19 protein-coding genes are annotated in these 19279 nt (G+C 45.9%); 13 read left to right on the forward strand and 6 right to left on the reverse strand.

Going from position 1 to position 19279, the window contains the following annotated elements; translation table 11 throughout:
- Positions 1-85 precede the first annotated feature (85 nt).
- From QUA42_RS14745 to QUA42_RS14760, 4 genes are all read left to right on the forward strand, one after another.
- On the forward strand, positions 86-721 hold the full coding sequence (locus tag QUA42_RS14745) for a hypothetical protein (RefSeq protein ID WP_333137922.1): 636 nt from the start codon (positions 86-88) through the stop codon (positions 719-721).
- Positions 722-882: 161 nt separating this feature from the next.
- Positions 883-1143 carry a hypothetical protein gene (locus QUA42_RS14750; protein ID WP_333137923.1) on the forward strand — a complete coding sequence of 87 codons (261 nt, stop codon included), beginning with the start codon at positions 883-885 and terminating at the stop codon, positions 1141-1143.
- 106 nt (positions 1144-1249) lie between these two features.
- Positions 1250-2236, forward strand: a complete 987-nt coding sequence (locus QUA42_RS14755; protein WP_333137924.1) for a mechanosensitive ion channel family protein — start codon at positions 1250-1252, stop codon at positions 2234-2236.
- A 14-nt stretch (positions 2237-2250) separates the two neighbouring features.
- Positions 2251-2376 (forward strand): hypothetical protein, encoded by a 126-nt coding sequence (locus QUA42_RS14760; RefSeq protein WP_333137925.1) that lies wholly within the window; start codon positions 2251-2253, stop codon positions 2374-2376.
- Here the strand turns inward: QUA42_RS14760 and purU are convergent.
- The 3 genes from purU to thrC form a co-directional block, all read right to left on the reverse strand.
- Positions 2373-3227, reverse strand: coding sequence for a formyltetrahydrofolate deformylase (gene purU, locus QUA42_RS14765; protein WP_333137926.1), 855 nt, complete (start codon positions 3225-3227; stop codon positions 2373-2375). The two genes, QUA42_RS14760 and purU, sit on opposite strands and share 4 nt — an antisense overlap.
- 113 nt (positions 3228-3340) lie before the next feature.
- A complete protein-coding gene (locus tag QUA42_RS14770; protein WP_333137927.1) occupies positions 3341-3961 on the reverse strand; it encodes a Uma2 family endonuclease in 621 nt (206 codons plus the stop codon).
- Positions 3962-4090: 129 nt separating this feature from the next.
- Positions 4091-5215: a threonine synthase gene (thrC, locus tag QUA42_RS14775; RefSeq protein WP_333137928.1), complete on the reverse strand. Its 1125-nt coding sequence runs from the start codon at positions 5213-5215 to the stop codon at positions 4091-4093.
- A 120-nt stretch (positions 5216-5335) separates the two neighbouring features.
- Here thrC and QUA42_RS14780 point away from each other — a divergent pair, with 120 nt between their 5' ends.
- The 4 genes from QUA42_RS14780 to QUA42_RS14795 all read left to right on the forward strand — a co-directional run bounded on the left by QUA42_RS14780 (position 5336) and on the right by QUA42_RS14795 (position 9325).
- Positions 5336-5614 (forward strand): hypothetical protein, encoded by a 279-nt coding sequence (locus QUA42_RS14780; protein WP_333037450.1) that lies wholly within the window; start codon positions 5336-5338, stop codon positions 5612-5614.
- Positions 5615-5871: 257 nt separating this feature from the next.
- The gene (locus QUA42_RS14785) at positions 5872-6924 is read left to right on the forward strand and encodes a fatty acid desaturase (protein ID WP_333137929.1); all 1053 of its coding nucleotides are present in this window, start codon (positions 5872-5874) and stop codon (positions 6922-6924) included.
- A gap of 182 nt (positions 6925-7106) precedes the next feature.
- Positions 7107-8612, forward strand: a complete 1506-nt coding sequence (locus QUA42_RS14790) for an AAA family ATPase (RefSeq protein WP_333137930.1) — start codon at positions 7107-7109, stop codon at positions 8610-8612.
- Complete coding sequence (locus tag QUA42_RS14795; RefSeq protein WP_333137931.1) at positions 8609-9325, forward strand: ParB N-terminal domain-containing protein; 717 nt, start codon at positions 8609-8611, stop codon at positions 9323-9325. The genes QUA42_RS14790 and QUA42_RS14795 overlap by 4 nt, the downstream gene beginning before the upstream one ends.
- A 124-nt stretch (positions 9326-9449) precedes the next feature.
- Here the strand turns inward: QUA42_RS14795 and QUA42_RS14800 are convergent, their stop codons facing one another.
- Entirely contained in the window at positions 9450-9713 is a 264-nt protein-coding gene (locus tag QUA42_RS14800) for a hypothetical protein (protein WP_333137932.1), read from the reverse strand.
- Positions 9714-9929: 216 nt separating this feature from the next.
- On the opposite strand from QUA42_RS14800, the gene QUA42_RS14805 reads away from it, so the two are divergent.
- Positions 9930-11018 carry a Rho termination factor (modular protein) gene (locus QUA42_RS14805; protein ID WP_333137933.1) on the forward strand — a complete coding sequence of 363 codons (1089 nt, stop codon included), beginning with the start codon at positions 9930-9932 and terminating at the stop codon, positions 11016-11018.
- 188 nt (positions 11019-11206) lie between these two features.
- Here QUA42_RS14805 and QUA42_RS14810 read toward each other — a convergent pair whose 3' ends face one another.
- Positions 11207-12736: a phenylacetate--CoA ligase family protein gene (locus tag QUA42_RS14810; protein ID WP_333137934.1), complete on the reverse strand. Its 1530-nt coding sequence runs from the start codon at positions 12734-12736 to the stop codon at positions 11207-11209.
- A 304-nt stretch (positions 12737-13040) separates the two neighbouring features.
- On the opposite strand from QUA42_RS14810, the gene QUA42_RS14815 reads away from it, so the two are divergent.
- From QUA42_RS14815 to QUA42_RS14830, 4 genes are all read left to right on the forward strand, one after another.
- Positions 13041-14945, forward strand: a complete 1905-nt coding sequence (locus QUA42_RS14815; RefSeq protein WP_333137935.1) for a serine/threonine-protein kinase — start codon at positions 13041-13043, stop codon at positions 14943-14945.
- An 80-nt stretch (positions 14946-15025) separates the two neighbouring features.
- Positions 15026-15295: a hypothetical protein gene (locus QUA42_RS14820; RefSeq protein ID WP_333137936.1), complete on the forward strand. Its 270-nt coding sequence runs from the start codon at positions 15026-15028 to the stop codon at positions 15293-15295.
- 585 nt (positions 15296-15880) lie between these two features.
- Entirely contained in the window at positions 15881-17227 is a 1347-nt protein-coding gene (locus QUA42_RS14825) for an EAL domain-containing response regulator (RefSeq protein WP_333137937.1), read from the forward strand.
- Between the two features lie 202 nt (positions 17228-17429).
- A complete protein-coding gene (locus tag QUA42_RS14830) occupies positions 17430-18206 on the forward strand; it encodes a response regulator (RefSeq protein WP_445301317.1) in 777 nt (258 codons plus the stop codon).
- 219 nt (positions 18207-18425) lie between these two features.
- Here QUA42_RS14830 and QUA42_RS14835 read toward each other — a convergent pair whose 3' ends face one another.
- Positions 18426-19142, reverse strand: a complete 717-nt coding sequence (locus QUA42_RS14835) for a pentapeptide repeat-containing protein (protein ID WP_333137938.1) — start codon at positions 19140-19142, stop codon at positions 18426-18428.
- Between the last annotated feature and the right edge of the window lie 137 nt (positions 19143-19279).

Here is a 19279-nt window from a genome sequence, read left to right on the forward strand (position 1 = left end):
TGGAAATAAGGAGCGTTACTTAATTAAGCCATTGCTAATCTAAAATTTAAAATCTAAAATCTAAAATCTAAAATCTAAAATCAATATGGCTCAGGATGTCAGACAGTGGTTAGATGAAATCAAGCGGCTGCAACAGCAGTTAACAGAAGTTTCGCGCGATCGAGATGAGGCCGGTGAAAGTGCCGCTCAGTGGCGCCAACTCTACAATACCGAAGCCGAGCAGCGGCGGAATGATGCGAAATTAACTCAGCAAAGCATCGCTTCTCTGGAAGCACAAATAGAGCAATTACAAAATTTTTCCCCCATTATGCCCGAAGGGGACGATGCTGGAGTTGCTCGCCAGCAGGAGGTCGAACAACTGCAAACAGTAGGCGAACTTAAAGCTAAGTTAGCAGAAGTTCTTCAAGAGCGCGATCGGGCGATCGAACAAGTTAAACAACTCACTCAAGCCCTCAAACAAGAAGAGGCCCGTCACGCCGAAACTAGCAAAAATTTAACTAGCGCCCTCGGAGATGCCGTTGACTTGCTCACGAAAGCACAAAATCCTGCCCCTGCAAAAACGGAGACAGTATATTCTTTAGAAATAGTACCTACTCGCACTGCGAATCCTGGCGAAACAGCTCTGGAAATCCGCCAAACTTCCGCCCAAACAGGCAAAAATCCCGCCCAGCTTCCACCTTCTAAAAATCAGTTACTCGATCTACCGCCCTTTGGGAATTAGGAGTTCAGTTGACAGTTGACAGTTGACAGTTGACAGTTGACAGTTGACAGCTTGCCCGCTCGCGACTTGTGCTGAGCGTAGCCGAAGTAAGTCGAAGGGTTGACAGTTGACAGTTGACCGCTTTATAGCGACCTCTACCTGGAAGGAAGAGGATTGGAGTAATGAATAGTCTTCTGTTAATTTCTCCCGCTCATGGTTCCGGCTTTAAACCAATTCTTTCTGGTAAAAATTCAGGAATTGTCGGCATGGCGAGTCCCATTAGCAGATGGGATTTAGTCACGGATGCGTCGTTTTTGCTTTTCCTGCACTTAGAGGGCATTAATTCATCCGCTTCTTTATTATTCCCCATCTACAGATGGTTTACTAATAGATGTAAATGTACTCTATCTCAACCTATAATCCGCATTCAAAATTTTGAGTAGTGGCAAAAAATATTCCTCGCGTCGTACCAACCTACAGTCTTTAGATAGAACTTAATCGAGCTAAATTTTACTACTATCGACAACGACTGATGCGCGAGGAAACTTCATGAAGGCAGAGATATCCATAGTCTGGAAAAAGATTCAGAGCATGATCGACAGCTTTATGATCATGCTGCCTAATATTGTGCTGGCCTTAATTGTCTTTGCATTTTTTTACTTTGTGGGGGGGCAAATTAAGAGAGTGGTCAGGCGGCTTACTCGCAACCACCACCAAGCTCGAAATTTGGGGCTGGTGTTAGGACGGTTAACCCAGAGTGCGATCGTTCTAGTTGGTCTGTTTGTTGCGCTTTCGATTGTAATTCCCACATTTAAAGCTGGGGATTTGATTCAACTGCTGGGAATTAGCGGGGTGGCGATTGGTTTTGCCTTTCGGGATATCTTGCAAAACTTCTTAGCCGGTATCTTAATTCTGTTGACGGAACCGTTCCGAATCGATGACCAAATTGTGTTTAAAAACTTTGAGGGAACGGTAGAAAATATTGAGACCCGCGCTACAACAATCCTAACCTATGATGGTCGCCGGATTGTCATTCCAAATGCCGAATTGTTTACGAATTCGGTGACAGTGAATACCGCTTTCGATAAACGCCGCACGGAATACGATGTTGGTATTGGTTACAACGACGATATTGACCGCGCCAAGAAGTTAATGCTGGAAGCATTGTACAGCGTAAATGAGGTGTTGAAAGATCCTGCACCCGATGTGCTGGTGGTTGAGCTAGCAGAAAGTACCGTCAATATTCGCGTTCGATGGTGGATTGCTCCGCCGCGCCGAATTGACGATATGCGATCGCGCGACAAGGTAATTTGTGCTATTAAAAAAAAGCTTGTGGAAAACGGCATCGATTTGCCTTATCCCACGCGACAAATTTTGTTTCACGACCAAACCGAAGAAACCGATGGCGATCGCTCCCAGCAGCGTGAAGGATGGCCCGCTGGTAAAAGTACAGTTCCGAAACCTCGCAGTATTGGCGACTCTTGGGGAAAACAGGCCCTTGGGCGATCGCAACAAGACGGCAACGGACAATCTTAACCGCATCACCAGTCATGCCAAATGTCAAGCTGAGCAAAGTTTGGGATTCGCTGCACTGCGATCGTGCAACCGGAATTGATATCACTCGCCGAGGGATTAAAGGAGTAACAAACCCGATGGATATCATGCCTAATTTTTAAGCAAAAACCACAGTCCGATTGCCATAAACTAAAACACGATTTTGTAAATGATATCGCACGGCCCTTGCTAACACAACTCTTTCTAAATCTTTACCTTTGCGAACCAAATCAGACACTTCATCGCGGTGACTGACGCGCACAACATCTTGTTCTATAATCGGACCCGCATCTAAATCGGGTGTAACATAGTGGGCTGTTGCACCGATAATTTTTACCCCTCTTTCATAAGCCCTTTCGTAGGGATTTGCGCCCACAAACGCGGGTAAAAATGAATGGTGAATATTAATCACATTGGGAAAATTTCTGATAAAGTCTTGACTCAAGATTTGCATATATTTAGCCAAAACCACTAAATCAATTTTATATTTTTTAAGAAGTTCTAACTGTTGTGCTTCTTGAATCGCTTTATTGTCTTTAGTAATGGGAATATACTCAAAGTCGATACCGTATTGTGCGGCAAGATGCTTTAAATTTTCATGGTTGCTGATTATCAGCGGAATTTCACCTCTGATTTCTTGCGCTCGCTGTCGCCAAATCAAGTCTAATAAACAATGATCTTGACGGCTGACCCAGATCGCAAGCCGTCGAAGTTTTTGGGAGAAATGCAGTTGCCAATTGGCTTGTAAGTCCTTGGCAATTTCACTAAAAGCAGGTGTTATTTGTTCGGTGGTTAAGTCAAAATCATCTAATTGCCATTCGAGTCGGCTCAGAAATAATCCGGCGGTAAAATCTGTATGGTGATCTGCGTGGATGATATTGCCGTTGTGGGAGGCGATAAAATTGGCAAGTAAGGCGACGAGTCCTTTGCGATCGGGACAGGCAATTAACAGGGTTGCAGTAGGCTTGGTCATTGTATAATCGCTAAAGTTTTATTGACGCTCCGCACCATACAAGCTCTTTGAAGTTATTCTATAGGGTGTACGCTACGCAGCTTACTGTTACTCGAACTACCGCCGTTTGGTAATCAGGAATTTAAAATACTGCTTGCTGCGAAGATTTGTTGTGCGGTTAACTGCAAGTCTGGGAAGACTGAAGAAATCAGTCGATCGCTCTTTTGAAACAACTTTTTTTGATACTCATCTTCTCGCAGCATACAAATCGTAATTGTCGGCTGTTTGGGTTTGCCAATATATTCTCTGCCGCCAATGCCCAGATCATCCACAATCCAATACTCAGGCACTCCCAGCAGTGCGTAATCTTCAACTTTGCGGGCGTAGTCGTTCTGCCAATTGGTGCTGACGACTTCAGCGATTAGTTTAATTGAGTTTCCCGATGTAATTACAGGTTCTTGTTGCCACAAAGGTTCATTAATTAGTTGAGTTCGATCGACTACAAGTACGTCGGGGCGAAATGCTGTTGCTGTTCCTAATAATTTGATGAGACAGCGAGGGGGAATAAAGTAGGGTAGATCCAGACGATCGATTTCTACATTGAGTTTTCGCCCGAGGAAGGCGGATACTTGTTCGTGCGGCCCCGTTGGTTCCCTTTCGGTTAATTCACCATCGATTAGTTCGTAACGCTGGCTGTCGCCAAAGTTGGCAATAAATTCATCAACACTTAGAAGTTTGGCAGGTGATTGAACCATTCTGTTTGCTCCTGGTGATGAATTAAGAATTTTTTTAACGAACCGCAGAGGACGCAGAGGACGCAGAGGAAGAGAAGAGAGAGAAGATGACAAAGAGTTTTCATATTTCCCTGTTCCCTCTTCCTTCTTTTAAAATCCCATCGCCCCAGCTACTGCATCCAAAGTCGGAGCAATGCCGCTTTTAAATAGATTGTTGCTGTGATTAATTGCGGTATCGGGGTCTTTCAAACCGTTACCAGTCAGCACGCAAACCACCGTCGCCCCAGTCGGAACTTGGTCTTTCACCTTCAGCAAACCTGCCACAGAAGCTGCACTCGCCGGTTCGCAGAAAATCCCTTCCTGCGATGCTAACAAACGGTAAGCGTCCAGAATTTCGGCGTCGGTGACTGCGGCAAAACCGCCGCGGCTGGCTTCGGAAGCTGCGATCGCCTGTTTCCAGCTAGCCGGATTCCCAATCCGAATTGCCGTCGCCAGGGTGTCCGGGTGCGCCACCGGTTCTCCCGTTACCAACGGCGCAGCACCCGCCGCTTGAAATCCCATCATCTGCGGCAAGCGCGAACATTTTTTGGCTTGGTGGTATTGACAAAAACCCATCCAGTATGCTGTGATATTTCCCGCATTTCCGACGGGAATGCACAACCAGTCCGGGGCGTCGCCTAAAGCGTCAACGACTTCAAAAGCTCCGGTTTTCTGACCTTCCAAGCGGTAAGGATTGACAGAGTTGACCAATGTCACCGGATAATTGACAGCCATTTCGCGGACAATTTCTAGGGCCCGATCGAAATTTCCGCCAATCGAAATGACTTCCGCACCGTAAAGCAAAGCTTGCGCCAACTTGCCCAAAGCCACGTAACCTTCGGGAATCAACACGAAAGCTCGCATCCCCCCGCGTCGGGCGTAGGCGGCGGCGGCGGCCGAAGTATTGCCGGTACTGGCGCAAATTACTGCCTCGGCACCAGCTTCCTTCGCCTTGGAAATCGCCATTGTCATCCCCCGGTCTTTGAAACTACCAGTGGGGTTGAGGCCGTCGTATTTTACCAAGACGCGCACGTCTCGACCGATAAGAGAGGCGATCGCCGGTGCTGGAATCAGGGGAGTATTGCCTTCTTGGAGGGTCACTACCGGCGTGGTTTCCGTCACCGGCAGGTAGGGGCGATAAGCTTCGATCAAGCCGGGCCAGCCGTAGCGTTTCGGCTCGGCGGCGCGGGCAGCAGAGTTAGCAGCAGAGTCAGTAGCAGGTAGAATCAGGGTCACGATGTCAATGGTTTTAGGCAATGGCCAAAGAATTTACACTAATTTTAGCTCGATCGGTTAATTTGATGTTTAATACGATCGGTTCAGGTTAAAGTAACTTAATGGTGTGAATGTGTAGATATGTCTACCCAATTACTAATGTCAAATAATTCATCGACTCTTTCCCGGCCTCAAGTTACCGCGAGCAATCCCGAAATGGCTAGTTCTTCTACGCTATCGACCAGTTTTGCCCGCAAAGTAAATTCAGTGAAGTGCCCCTACCAAGCCGATCAGCAAGTTAAGTTCCTGCACTTGCAAGCGGAAATCGAATCCTTGCTGCTGGAAGTGCAAAGCCTCAAACAGCGCTCGATCGCTGGCTTGCGGGAGATCGACCCCATTTCTGGCAGGAACAGCAATTAGCAGACAACAGTCGCTAATGCTAATTGTCCTGGCCCTGTGTTATAAAAACGAATGTTTTGCTACCCGCAGTGTTTTTTGCCAATAGTGCTAGAAATTCCTAACTGCGGATAGCGATCGCTAGCTTTTGCTAAAACGCGCTTGCCTACAGCTCAACTCGTCTGCTGCTTGCTGGCAACGAGCTGACATTTTACGGCGCTTTTTTATTGCGCTAATTTGTTAAGCCATCCTCATGGCATACGGAGAATCGAAATCAATTTATGACAGCATCGATCGAAAAACCACTAAATTTGACATCCGCAAGTGACACTTCTAACCTGCGCCTGAAAGATATTCTCAAAACCCTGCCGCGGGAAGTATTCGTCAAAAATCCCCGCAAAGCTTGGACAAAAGTAATCGTCAACGTTCTTTTAGTTGCTGTCGGTTACTGGGGCATAGCAGTCTCTCCTTGGTTTCTACTACCCCTAATGTGGATTTTCACAGGCACCGGATTAACCGGTTTTTTTGTGATCGGTCACGACTGCGGGCATCGGTCATTTGCTAACCGCCGCTGGGTAAACGATTTAGTCGGACATATCGCATTTCTGCCGTTAATTTTCCCGTTTCACGCATGGCGGCACGGACACAATTATCACCACAAGCACACCAACAAAATTGGCGAGGATAATGCTTGGCACCCGATGACAGCAGCAGACTACGCTGGCGCGTCCAAGCCTTTACAAATCGCTTATAGTTTAATATTTGGTCCTATGTGGTGGGTCGGCTCGATCGCCCACTGGGCAAAAGTACACTTTATGTGGTGGCGCTTCAACGGCAAACAGAAACAAGAACAAGTCCGGTTTTCTGTGTTAGTAGTTTTAATCGGTGCTGCGATCGGATTCCCGATTTTAATTGCAACCACAGGCATTTGGGGATTTGTCAAATTTTGGTTGATGCCCTGGCTGGTTTACCATTTCTGGATGAGCACTTTTACGATCGTTCACCACACAGCACCAGACATTTCATTTAAAGAACCCGAAGAATGGAACGAAGCCCAAGCGCAACTGTCGGGAACAGTTCACTGCGATTATCCCCGCTGGGTAGAGTTTCTGTGCCACGACATTAACGTCCACGTTCCCCACCACCTTTCAACTGCTATTCCCTGGTACAATTTGCGCCTCGCCCACAGCAGCTTAAAGGAAAATTGGCAAGATCATCTCTACGAAACAGAATTTTCTTGGTCTTTAATGAAGCGGATTGCCGACAACTGTCACTTGTACAATCCCGCTGGTGGCTATCAAACATTGCAGGAATTTAACGCTAAAACAAAGTAAGTTTTAAATGCGATAAATGCCAGAAAAACCCGGTTTGTCAAACACAACCGGGTTTTTCGATATTACAACCCATAGCCTTTTTAAGGGGCGGAATGCGCGCCCTACCGTCAATATCACAATCCGTACCATTATTAAATCAGTCATTCCCCATCTAAAATCTAAAATCTAAAATCTAAAATCGAATGACTTTCAATCCCAATAACTGTCGCAACGAAAGCGAAGTAGAAAGCAAACTGATTGTCAGCTATCTGCTACCCAAGTTAGGCTATACGCCCGACACTTGGCACCAAGAAGTCACTTTTGGGAATATTCGTCTAGACTTCCTCTCATTTGCCACTCAAGTTATCCCCATAGTTGTGGATGCAGACTCGCCGATGAGTGTAGTTATGGAGGCAAAACATCCGAAGGAAAATTTAGACCGCCACCTGCGAAAACTCCATCGGTATTTAACAAGTTTGAGCATCCGCTACGGCCTCATAACTAACGGTAAAGAAATTAGAATTTACCAAAGAGTCGCCGATGATATTCAGCTAGTCTTTAAGTGTGCTGGAAAAGACATTGAAAATAGAATTGATGAAATTATCGCTTTAATTGGCAGAGAGCGTTTAAAATTTATAAAAAATCCCGATAATCTCGAACTGGAAGATAGTAAAATTAATTTGGTTAGTCCTGAGTTAATTAGCGAAGTCCCAGTACAGCCCAACAATCCCGCCACCGCAGAACCTGAGCCAAGTCAAATCTCAAAACCGGAACAAATACCTGAAAATAATCCCGTTAAGCCTCAAGTTAAATCCGATGTAACCGTTCCCAAAAAAAGCCAAAATACGATGAAAATTATTGCAGTTTACCACAATAAAGGCGGCGTTGGCAAAACTACAACAGTAGTCAATTTAGCTGCAGCGCTGAGCAAGAAAGGTAAAAGAGTCTTGGTAATCGACTTAGACAGTCAGGCAAATACAACCTTTGCGACAGGTTTAGTAAAATTTGAGGATGAAGAACAAGATGATTTGAAAGATAGCAATATTCTTCACGTTTTGCAATATGAAGATGGTTACTCGCTCGCCGAAGTAGCTCGCAAGTCAAGTTTTTGCAATCCCGCAATTGATGTGATTCCGGCCCACATCAATTTAATGGAGCAAGAAACCACATTCAATCAATTAGATTACAGCCGCATGATTTTAATTAGAAAACTAGAAGAAGTACAAGATAAGTATGATATTGTACTGATTGATACGCCGCCATCTTTGAATTTTTACGCGAGAGTGGCCCTGATTGCGGCGGAGTATTTAATTATTCCTTCTGACTTAAAACCTTTTGCCAATCAAGGATTGGTTAATGTGAAGGATTTTATCAAAACAGTCAACGGATTCAGGAAACTAATCGGCAAGAAACCTTTAGAAGTTTTAGGCGTCCTCCCTTGTAAAATCTCCACTAATACTAAATTTGTACAATACAGTTTGCCCAAGCGGAGGGAGGCAATTCCCAAACGCTACGGTATGGAAATCATGGACAGCGTAATTTACGAGAGAGACGATTTAGCAAAGTGTGCAGAACAAATGCAAATCGTGGGAAATATGGAAATCGCCGATCCGATTTCAGTGCTCGACTTTAAGCCCGATTCCATTGCATCTCAAGAATTTGAAATGCTAGCAATCGAAGTTTTGGAAAAAATAGGTAAAAACTCATGAAAAAATTATTTCCGTCCCTGGTTGCAGTGAAAAGAATTACGTGCACAGTTCCCCGTTCCAATTTTGCCGAGCCTGATTTGGAGAAATTAGCCCGACTAATTTTAGATTCAGGAGGCTTGATTAATCCGATCCTTGTCCGCCGCACGAGTATGGATGCTTACGAAATAGTAGACGGAGACTTTGAATACTATGCGGCGGCAAGAGCAAAGGAAATAGAACCTCTCAAGGGCGAGACAATCGGAGCATTCATCTTGGAAGAAGAAAATGAAGAGCTTCTCCTCGAACAACTTGAAATTCTCAGAAAAACCGCAATCCCTGAGAATCAAAGTGTAAGTGTGGTTCCGCAACCGTCCTCCAGCTTTGAACAGCGGCTGACAAATATTGAAACTCGATTGGAAAACAGAATTAATGAATTGAAAGCCGAGTATACGCGGGAAAAACAGGCGCTGATAGAGAGGGTTAAAGAAGTTGAAAGCCGCCTTCCCAAACCTGTTCCGCTGTTGGAAGCACTCAACACTCAAAAGGAATCCCAACTGAGGATAAATTTGAAAAATGCTGGCATCAAATCTCAAACAATAATAGACCACATCATCAAACAGCGAGATTTGGAGCCATTTACCTCATTTGAAAATGTGTTGGAACGCATGAAAGGTAAAGGGTTAGGCGAGAAAACAATGATTAAGCTTATTGACAAGTGGCAAAAATATTTATAAGTTTTCAGCCATCTCAATTGCATTTTTGGGGCCCTCAAAGCCCGTCCGACAAAAGTTGAAAAACCCGATATGACTCGGCGGTTCAAACCCCTCCTACACAAACTTCCGTCCCTCTCGCTGGAAACTAAAGAATAAAGGGGATATTAAAGCTGGCTATCGTATAAATCGAATTGCGATCGCAACTCGCAACGCCAGCCCGATCGCCCTGACGCCAAAAAAAGTAAAGATGAGTAAAGCAGTGTATCCTTGGTGTCTCACAGCCAGTTAAACTCATCACAGTAGCTTTTTTTAGGAATTGCAGTAACTTTTGCCGTAGCTTGCGGGGCGGGACGCCATCGCCCGGGCTGTCACCGCACAGCCCCTCGCACAGGTACAGCAGCAACGCCATATCTCCTCCAGATAACTGAGTTCGATCGCAGACTGGGAAGACTCAGCCCCAGAAACCCTTTAACTTACCACGGTCTGGGTAAGGTGTTTGTCTCGCACCCTACAATTAGAGTTCTTGGGTTAGTCCTGCATCCCTTAAAACGCCGGCTGTAAAGTGCAAACATACATAAAATACCTACACAGCAGATTTTAATGACAAAAGGGGACTTGTAACAAGATGGATCGATCGTCCGATCAAAACCAAATAGTTGAATATTTGCGGATTAAGCCAATTAGTCACACTCAGATTTACACTTCCCAAATTGCCATACCAGAGCCTCATCGGGGCGAAATTCCTCGCGAACGCCGCGAAGCTCTCAGGAGAAGTCTGATCGAGCAAGGCAGCAACTTAATTCCTTTAATTGTACGCCCCACTGAAGCTTACAGCAACGAAGAAGAATATGAAGTGGTCTGCGGCTCAGATTGGTGTATTGTTGCTAAAGAACTTGGCACCGAGCAAATGTGGGCGTGGGTATTTGAAATGACCGACGAGGAGGTAGCTGTTGCTCAAGCAGAAATGGAACATTTAGCTCCGCAACCGACTCCTAAAACAGCACAAATTGAGACTCTACTGCAACAATTTGAGCTATCATTTCAAAAAAAGGTAGATAGTCTAACAAAACAAATAGAACAATCTGTTAAAAAAAATGAAGATCTGCTAAAAAAGCACGTAAAAGCTCTAAGTGAGCAGAACTTTGAGCGTAACCAAATAGAACAGATTAAGCATTTGCTCGAACAAGTAGAAAAAGCATTTCATGAAAAGGTAGATAAAATGGCTAAAAAAATTGAACAATCGAGCAGCAACCGTCCGCCAACATCCGCTGTTATGTCTGAGGTAAATCTTGAAGGTGCTTTGAGACAGTTGGATGAACTGGAAAGACTGCTGTCAATAAAATTAGAACGCACAGTCCAAACAATTAATCAGTTTGTTTCTGACGCCATTGAAGAGGTAGAAAATGACCTGAAAAATCAAATTGAAACGCTCCGCCACCAACTGGGAGCCGCAGGGACTCACTCAGAAAGACAGCCCGATGCACCGCCGAAGAAGCAGTCAAAAACGCAGCCGAAGAAGCAGTCGAAAGCACAGCAAAAACCTCAGTTACCGCAGTTGCAGTTAGAGTTGCCGTTTCCGTCCCCAGAGGAAGACTACGAAGGTCTTTCGCTGAGACGGTTGAAGGCGATCGGCAAAGACAGGAAAGTGCGGGGCTACGCGCGCATGAAACGACCGGAAATTCTGGCGGCTCTCAGACAAACTGACGGTCAATAAAAGGGTAGTTGCTAATAGTTAAAAACTAATTATTGGGTGTTCGATCGCGTATTTCGGCAAAAAGCGGGATCGGGCTTCCAGAATAGTCCTGCGGGCAGAAACGAACCCATCGCCTGGCCGCGAAACTGCGAGAATTCAATATTGAGCCCGATACAGTTTAGTCCAGCCCCTACTGACAAAAACACGGTTTACTGCCGCGTGTATCGGTGCTTTACCCCAATCGGAAAATACTCCGCATCGCCCATCGCAGTTAATGTCACCACAGGTAACTGATATTCTGGTGGCACGTAATTAGCAAATTCGCTGTTTAGCCGTCGCAATTGCGCGAGAATTGAAGATGCGATCGCCTCCTGTATCTCCTCGTCGCCCTCCACCCCCGCTGCTAATTCCACAACCACCGATAAAAACCGATTTCGATCCGCATTTTCCTTGACTTGCAGCACAAATTTTCCAGTCACCCATTCCCGAATGGTGGGAACTTCTAAACCTACGGTGACATTTTCCGGGTAAATGTTAGCACCGAAGTAGGAAACGGTAAAGTGCGATCGCCCAAATACATAGACAAAGGGCAGGCAGCGAATTCCTCTGGGGAAATCAGAAACTTTCATACCTGCTTCTTGCTGCAAACGTGCCACAGGGTTAAATCCCCATTCTGCCAAAAAATTGAGCATTGCTTCGTAACAAATTAAACCGCCGTTATCGGAGATGTGATAGCGTATTAGCGGGATGCCGTTGTCGCCAGAAAATAACAGCGTGCCGTCATTATTCACTTCAAAAAAGCGACTTTTTGGATCGTACTGCACCAGCGTTGGCAAGCGCGATTCCCCGAATAAATTGCGTGCTGCTTCCGGCTTCTTTGCTAAAAAGCGGCGGATGCAAATGCTCAGCGGTGTCTCGTTGCCCAAAACGCCGGCATCCGCAGTACCGTAAAGGCTCGCAGAGTTGTAATATAGATTGTCAGAATTAGTGCGATCGCTCACCAAACTCCGCCATTCTTCGCTAAACACTTCCCCCGCAAACACCATCTTAATTCGGTATTTTTGCCACTCCACACCCCCAGCAATTCCGCTATCAATCACATCCTTGATAAACGGCGGATATCCCAACAATACTACTTGCTCGAAATGGTCCCCAAGTTCCTGCACAACTCGAAATATTTCAGTCTTATTATTTCCAGGCGTCACAACTGTAACTGGATAGCCCTTACTCGCTAAATACCGGCAGCAATTTGCCGTGTACATTCCGCCTACCCAAGTTCCCAACGCAAAGCAAATGACAGCTAAAGTTGAGCGAGTGTCGGCGTAAAAACTGTCGTGAAATATTTGTTCAAAACGAGCAGCAATTTGCAACTCGTCACTGATAAAACGCGGCCAAAATGTCGGGTTTCCTGTCGAACCAGATGAAACAGCAATGAAATCGCAACTTTCTAATTTCCCCTCGTAACACAACTTAGGTAAGGGGTGACAGCGTAAATAATTCTCTTTGGTAATTAGCGGCAATTTTTGGAAGTCTTCAAAGGTTTGAATTGAAGCGGGATTGATGTTAAGTGCAGCTAGGAAAGTCTGGTAAGCTGGTACTGTGGCCGCGACTTTTTGAAAAAGCGCGATCGCCCCGGATTCGGCAACTCGATTCTGCTGGTGTTGCAATCGTTCCTCAAGCGGCGCCCTCAAAAACTCTTCAAACGCCCCCATTGCTCGCTGACGCTGTTCTGGCTGCATGATTTGCTCCTTAAAATGCCTATTTTGCACCCCGATCGCTCAAGATTCCATTAGTAGCGCGGCGCGACCCGATCGCACATTGGGCTGGACACTAAAAATTTGAACACACTTTGAGGTCGATCGAAAATATGTCGCAGTAGATAAACTTCCATAGCACAAAACCGCTGTTTTCACAATAACCACAGGGGATAGCCAAGCTGCCGATCGACTAATAAACACTGACACACTATGTCAAGATTAATTCAGCGATCGCCCAAAACTCCTAGTCTCAGTCAAGCGTGAAAATCCGACGCAGCAAGTTCCCATGAACAATCCCATCTACCCCGGCATAACTCTCAACAACCACTACCGCATCGTCCGCGAATTGGGACACGGAGGCTTCGGGCGCACCTACCTCGCTGAAGATGCCCACCGATTTAACGAACCCTGCGTTTTAAAAGAATTTGCGCCCCAAGTACATGGAAGTTACGCTTTACAAAAATCCGAGGAACTGTTCGAGCGGGAAGCGGGAGTGCTCTACAAGCTGCAACACAATCAAATCCCCCGCTTCCGCGAACTCTTCCGCGTCAGTATCAGCGATCGAGGCTACCTATTTCTTGTCCAAGACTACGTTCCCGGTCAAAGCTACCGCTTTCTGCTCGACGCCCGCAAGCGTCAGGGTTTGCGGTTTATAGAGGCAGAAATCAATCAACTGCTGCTGCAGATTTTGCCCGTGCTCGAATACATTCACTCTCTAGGAGTGCTTCACCGCGACATCTCCCCGGACAACCTAATTCTGCGGAGTTCTGACGGGATGCCGGTGCTAATCGACTTCGGCGGAGTAAAACAAGTCGCCGCCACCGTAGAGTCTCTTTTCGCTGAGGCTAACGGCACTCCCGGCCCCGCGACTCGCATCGGCAAGCTCGGCTACGCTCCCGTCGAACAGATGCAGATGGGCATTGTCTCTCCCCACAGCGATTTGTACGCTCTGGCGGCCACGGTTTTGGTGTTGCTGACGGGGAAGGAACCGCATCAGTTGCTCGACAGCCAAACGCTGAATTGGAACTGGCGGGCGGAATGTTCTCTGTCTCCGAATTTGTCCCTGGTGCTGGATAAAATGCTTGCTCAACAGCCGAGCCAGCGTTACTCCTCGGCTCGCGAGGTAATGCTTGCTCTTTCCGGCAATCCGCCTTTACAGCCACCTTTGCCGGCAGCCCCAGATTTTGGGATCACGCAGCCGCCGGATCTCTCGCCTATACCCGTGCCCGCCCCCACGCCAAAACTGCCGGGAACTCCGGTGCGAATTGCTGCTATTGGCAATCAGCAAAAAATGCCTGCTTGGAAAATGGTTTTGTTCGTGGTGGCGGTGCTCTCAACTATGGGGGGAGTTGGCTGGTTTGCGGGCAATTCTTTGTTAAATCTGCAATCAAAAGTACAGAAAGTTCCCCAGTCTCCAAACCCAAAGCAGCAGCAAGAAGATGCTTTGCAAGATCGCTTTGTCAAGCTCAAAATTGACGATCGATTCTATAGCGGTTACGTCAACCTTGTGGACGAGACTTTTTATGCCAAATACCCGGAATTGGGGGGACGATTGTTAAAAGAAGGCGAGGAAGATCGCCAGTGGCGCGAAAGGTGGCAGAAAATCGGCGACGAGTTGCTCGACAAGCTGGAAAATCTCAGCAGCGACGCTAGAGCGCGGTTGGGCAGTTACGACACCACAGATATCGATCGCTGGAAAACAGAGGTTAACAAGCTGAATTTGAGCAGTCGAGCTTTGTACGATTTGGCTGATGCTAGGTTCTTTTATTGGTTTCCACAACAGCCGCGCGATCGCAATATCATTGGTTTGCCGATCGGACAAATTTGGCAAGCAATTACCGCCGACGAACTCGAAGCCTTACAAGCTGGAGCAACTGTCGAAAGCGTTGAATTTGACCGCCTATCGAACCGCAAAAGCCTCACAGCCAATCTCAAACCCGGAGAAGGGAAAGCTTACATTGCCAGGTTCGCTCAAAATCAAACTTTGCGCGTGAATTTGCAAGCACCGCGCAAATCTACTCTACTGTCAATTTATACTCCGGGGCGGACAAAGGGCGCACGAGCTTTGCTGCAAGATGCAGAGGGGCTTAGTTGGTCTGGATTGCTGGATGATACTGGTTATTATGAATTCGTGGTAGTTTCTCAAGCATCTGAGCCGATCGCTTACGAGTTGAACCTGACGGCAGAATAACTGCTATTGACGCTCTCTATCCACCCAGGCAATAATAAGGTAATACCAATCAGACAAGTTGTCGGGTTCAAACAAAGAATATGCTGAGATTCGCGATCGTAGCTTTAGTGACTTTTGGATTAGTATTAGTGACTGCACTAGGTTTACATCCGGCCAATGCGACAGTCAGCACTCCCGAATTTTATGCTTGGAACTTTGCCTCTGTAGGCAGTAGCGAGCTGGTTTGTAAAAAGACCGTGGTAGTTCCGCAAGACCTGATAATTCCGTCATCATCCATGCACGCTGTCACTATCAATTCTGCAATTGTAGATGAAAAGTTTTGCGCGACTTCCCCTAAGCCTGTGAATTAAGGCTGTGGATAATATGATTTTTGGTTAGAGAACCATAATTAAGTTCTCCGTTAGTCGATTTTAGATTTTAGATTTTAGATTCACTTCACAGATGAATCTGGCAAGTTGAACCTTAATCTAAAATTTTTATTTCTCCACGACTGTTGCCTGAAAGCAAGTATCCTTTTTTGGGCGGGCTCAGGACGCTGCCTCCTGATTCATCGATTGAGATAACACTATAGTTGTCAGTACAAATACAGACTAATTATGAACAATTAACCGAACATCATATAAGTGATTGCCTGAGTAATTTCCGGCAGCCGCGCACTGAAACTGTTAGCTGAATTTTTTTTGATGAGAAATCTCGGATATTTTGTAATAAAAATTTATCCAACGAGTCGGGCGCAGCAGTTTTCTGCTCTGGAAAAAGATCGAAATCTTCCCTATTTGGGCAGTTATTTGATTGTGAGTTAAGAACAGAGGAGAAATATTCAGCCATTTGGCTAATCATTTATTGGCTAATTAGCTGAAGTATTAATTTGCTAGTTTGAGTATGCTAGAGTTAGTCAGGTTCAGATATATAGTGCCATCTGTTATCTAAGTATCATGCTCAAAATTTTGGTGATTGAAGACGACGAATTAATCCGGGAAACTCTTCTGCAACTCCTGGAATCTCACAGCTACCGGGTTATTGCGGCTGAAAACGGTCGAGCAGGGGTGCAGATGGCACTTTCGGAGATACCGGATTTAATTTTGTGCGACGTGCAGATGCCGGAACTCGACGGTTATGACGTGTTGCGGACTCTGCGGCAAAACTCTCTAGCTGCAACAATTCCATTTATTTTCCTCACGGCTCAAAGTGACAAAACCGATTTTCGTCGGGGGATGGATTTGGGGGCAGACGATTACCTGACAAAACCGTTTACCAAGGGTGAATTGCTGGGAGCCATTGCTTCTCGCGTCTTGAAACGGCAAACTATTACTCAACCGCTGACAGTCGCGCTTAACCAAGCAGAAGCCAGACTCAAAGATTTAGTTAACGACTCCACCAAGGTTACGACTCTCTCTCCTGAAAAGTTTGCTCTCGAAGCTTTGCTGCGCCACGCTTTGGCACAAGGTGAGTTTCAGGTATACTATCAGCCACAAGTAAATCTTGCTACCGGCCAAGTTATCGGCGCCGAAGCTTTAGTGCGCTGGCAAAATCCCGATCGAGGTATAATTTCTCCCTGCGAATTTATTCCATTAGCAGAAGAAACCGGTTTAATTATTCAGATTGGCGAGTGGGTACTGCTTTCAGCTTGTGCTCAAGCCGCTAGTTGGCTGGCTGCAGGCTTTTCGCCCTTTACAATATCAGTAAACTTGTCGGCCCGGCAGTTGTCCGACCCGGAACTCAAGGCGCGAATCGTCCAAATACTGGAAACTACAGGCTTGGAGCCTGCTAATTTAGAATTAGAAATGACCGAAAGCGCTTTGGTGGAAAATGCGACTGTAGCAGGCGCTACTTTAAACGAACTTAAAGCTCTAGGAATTCGGATTGCTATTGACGACTTCGGGACCGGTTACGCTACTTTAGGATATCTTAAGCAATTTGCTTTTGACAGTTTAAAGATCGATCGAATTTTTGTCCGTAATGCCAACGAAGATACTCAAAATGCTGCTATTACTACAGCAGTAATTTTACTGGGTCACAGTTTGAATATGACTGTAATTGCTGAGGGAGTGGAAACAGAAGCAGAACTAGATTTTTTGAAACAACATCAGTGCGATATCATGCAGGGGTATCTGTTCAGCCGCCCCGAACCCGCACCGATAATTGAAAGTATGTTGGTTGCCGCCCCGAGTTTGTTCGGACCGCCCCCAGCAGCAGCACCTGGTCGCGTTGTCCCTTTTGTACCTGTGTCCGAACCAGAAAAATCTAAAAACCTTTCAATGTCGGGTCTAGGAATAGTGTAAGTGTCACTAAGATTTCTGTTTTATAGGGTAAAATTATTTCTTTTACCTTCTATTTTCTGCATAAAAGTTGACGCTTCCTCGTAAAAAGTTGTAGCTTTTGATGATAGGCGAATCCAAGAAGGAGATTGTTCCCCATATTGCTCTACTGCTTCCCCTTTTATGCGGTCGGCGCCCCTAATTGGACTATTTGAGAAAGTGTGGCGTGTTGAAATTGCGAGCCTTTATCAAGTTGCAGGAGGTAAACTCAATTAAGTTCCTACTTTGGGACTGGCAGTTTCAAGAACTGTCCAACTGGAATTGGTGCAAGCCTGTCATGGAAAGAATATTAGTGGTGGACGACGAAGCAGACTGTCAAACAGTCTTAGCAATGTACCTGGAAAGTCAAGGATATCGGGTGGAATGCGCTAATTCAGGGGTTGAGGCGCTCTCGATGTTTGAAAATGCCCCCCCAGATTTGGTAATTTCAGATGTCATGATGCCGGAAATGGACGGGTTTGAGTTTTGTCGCCGTTTGCGAACTACCCGTTTGGGACAGTTAGTCCCCTTTATATTTTTGTCGGGTCAAGGCGAGTTGGAGTCAAAAGTTGAAGGTCATTCGATCGGCGGTGACGATTATTTGGTAAAACCTTTTCAGTCTGAAGAAATCTTAGCTAAGGTAAAGGCGCAGTTAGAGCGCTCTCACCGCATTCACGCCGAGATTGTCCGACTGCTTCAAACTTCTAGCGGTAGGGCGGTGGAACCACAATTGGTAGCAGTATTGCCAGCACCTGCACCTTTGCCTTTAACACCAGCCGAGGAAAGAGTTTTTTGGGAAGTGATCCAGGGTTATACTAACAAACAAATTAGCGATCGGCTGTTTATTAGCCCCCGGACTGTGCAAGCTCATTTAGGCAGCATTTTCAGTAAATTACAGTTAGAAAATCGTGCCCAGCTTGTGAGATTTGCCCTAGAAAGAGGATACAAACCACCTCAAACTTAGCTCGTATCTCAACTTAGGGTGCGCCAGCCAGCCAGCGAGTCAGCCGATTTTAGATTTTAGATTTTAGATTTACTCCACAGATTCATTGGGGAGCTAAAACTTTAGTCTAAAATTTTGATCTTTCCACGACTTAAGTCGCGGGCTTGTATCCGTTTTGGGTCGGAATCAAAAACTCCCGTAGCTGCCAAAAAATGGAGGCTGACGCACTCAGCAAGCAGATTATTCCACATTCAAAACACAATAAGGAAAATTAGTGCTCACGCAAACCCCTGGCCCCAAATTCGTACCTCGCAAGTTGGCACGTTCCAAACCAGCCTGCCGCACGTTATTTGCCGCATCAATATTTGTCCCGGTCAATTGAGCCCCAGGAAGCCTAGTATTTGACAAAATAGCATTCTGCAAATTAGTATCGCGCACATCCGCGAAAGACATATCCGCTCCGCTTAAATTCGCACGATTCAAATTCACTCTAAAAAGCAGGGAACGCCTCAAATCGGCATTCGACAAATTAGCTTGCAGCAGATAAGCTTCGCCCAGATTCGCATTAAAAAGCTTAGCACCGCGCAAATCCGCACTCGTCAAATTCGCTCGCCCCAAAAAAGCATTAGACAAATCCGCATTTCGCAGATTAGCACCATTCAATTCAGCACCGTACATCTCGGCATTAACTAAGTTAGCATTTGCCAAATTAGCATCACTTAAATCCGCTTCTAGCAAATTAGCTTCATAGAGATTTGCTCCGCTTAAATCCGCTCCTCTTAAATTAGCTCTGTACAAGCTAGCCTTGAACAAATCAGCATTTCTCAAGTCACAACCTTCGCATTCTTTAGTTTCCAGCAATTGCCTAACATGATCTGGATTTTGAGCCTTAACGGGAGCTGCCAGCCCAAACAAAGCTAAACTTGCCGTTACAGTTGCCAAGAGTTTAAGTTTCACAAACAAACCTCACTGCTACTTCAAACAAATTATACTAGCCAACTGTAGACTTTAAACCGATATCCTTCTCTCTTTTCTCTTGCTCTGCGTTCTCTGCGCCCTCTGCGGTAAATCTTCAAAAAAATGATTCGCAGCCA

Origin of the sequence: Microcoleus sp. Pol11C2 (genome assembly GCF_036701505.1) — a bacterium.
Taxonomy (GTDB): Bacteria; Cyanobacteriota; Cyanobacteriia; order Cyanobacteriales; family Microcoleaceae; genus Microcoleus.

Coding starts and splice junctions, on each gene's coding strand:
- QUA42_RS14745 (WP_333137922.1), top strand. CDS start 86: ATGGCTCAGGATGTCAGACAGTGGTTAGATGAAATCAAGCGGCTGCAA.
- QUA42_RS14750 (WP_333137923.1), top strand. CDS start 883: ATGAATAGTCTTCTGTTAATTTCTCCCGCTCATGGTTCCGGCTTTAAA.
- QUA42_RS14755 (WP_333137924.1), top strand. CDS start 1,250: ATGAAGGCAGAGATATCCATAGTCTGGAAAAAGATTCAGAGCATGATC.
- QUA42_RS14760 (WP_333137925.1), top strand. CDS start 2,251: ATGCCAAATGTCAAGCTGAGCAAAGTTTGGGATTCGCTGCACTGCGAT.
- purU (WP_333137926.1), bottom strand. CDS start 3,227: ATGACCAAGCCTACTGCAACCCTGTTAATTGCCTGTCCCGATCGCAAA.
- QUA42_RS14770 (WP_333137927.1), bottom strand. CDS start 3,961: ATGGTTCAATCACCTGCCAAACTTCTAAGTGTTGATGAATTTATTGCC.
- QUA42_RS14780 (WP_333037450.1), top strand. CDS start 5,336: ATGTCTACCCAATTACTAATGTCAAATAATTCATCGACTCTTTCCCGG.
- QUA42_RS14785 (WP_333137929.1), top strand. CDS start 5,872: ATGACAGCATCGATCGAAAAACCACTAAATTTGACATCCGCAAGTGAC.
- QUA42_RS14790 (WP_333137930.1), top strand. CDS start 7,107: ATGACTTTCAATCCCAATAACTGTCGCAACGAAAGCGAAGTAGAAAGC.
- QUA42_RS14795 (WP_333137931.1), top strand. CDS start 8,609: ATGAAAAAATTATTTCCGTCCCTGGTTGCAGTGAAAAGAATTACGTGC.
- QUA42_RS14800 (WP_333137932.1), bottom strand. CDS start 9,713: ATGGCGTTGCTGCTGTACCTGTGCGAGGGGCTGTGCGGTGACAGCCCG.
- QUA42_RS14805 (WP_333137933.1), top strand. CDS start 9,930: ATGGATCGATCGTCCGATCAAAACCAAATAGTTGAATATTTGCGGATT.
- QUA42_RS14810 (WP_333137934.1), bottom strand. CDS start 12,736: ATGCAGCCAGAACAGCGTCAGCGAGCAATGGGGGCGTTTGAAGAGTTT.
- QUA42_RS14815 (WP_333137935.1), top strand. CDS start 13,041: ATGAACAATCCCATCTACCCCGGCATAACTCTCAACAACCACTACCGC.
- QUA42_RS14820 (WP_333137936.1), top strand. CDS start 15,026: ATGCTGAGATTCGCGATCGTAGCTTTAGTGACTTTTGGATTAGTATTA.
- QUA42_RS14825 (WP_333137937.1), top strand. CDS start 15,881: ATGCTCAAAATTTTGGTGATTGAAGACGACGAATTAATCCGGGAAACT.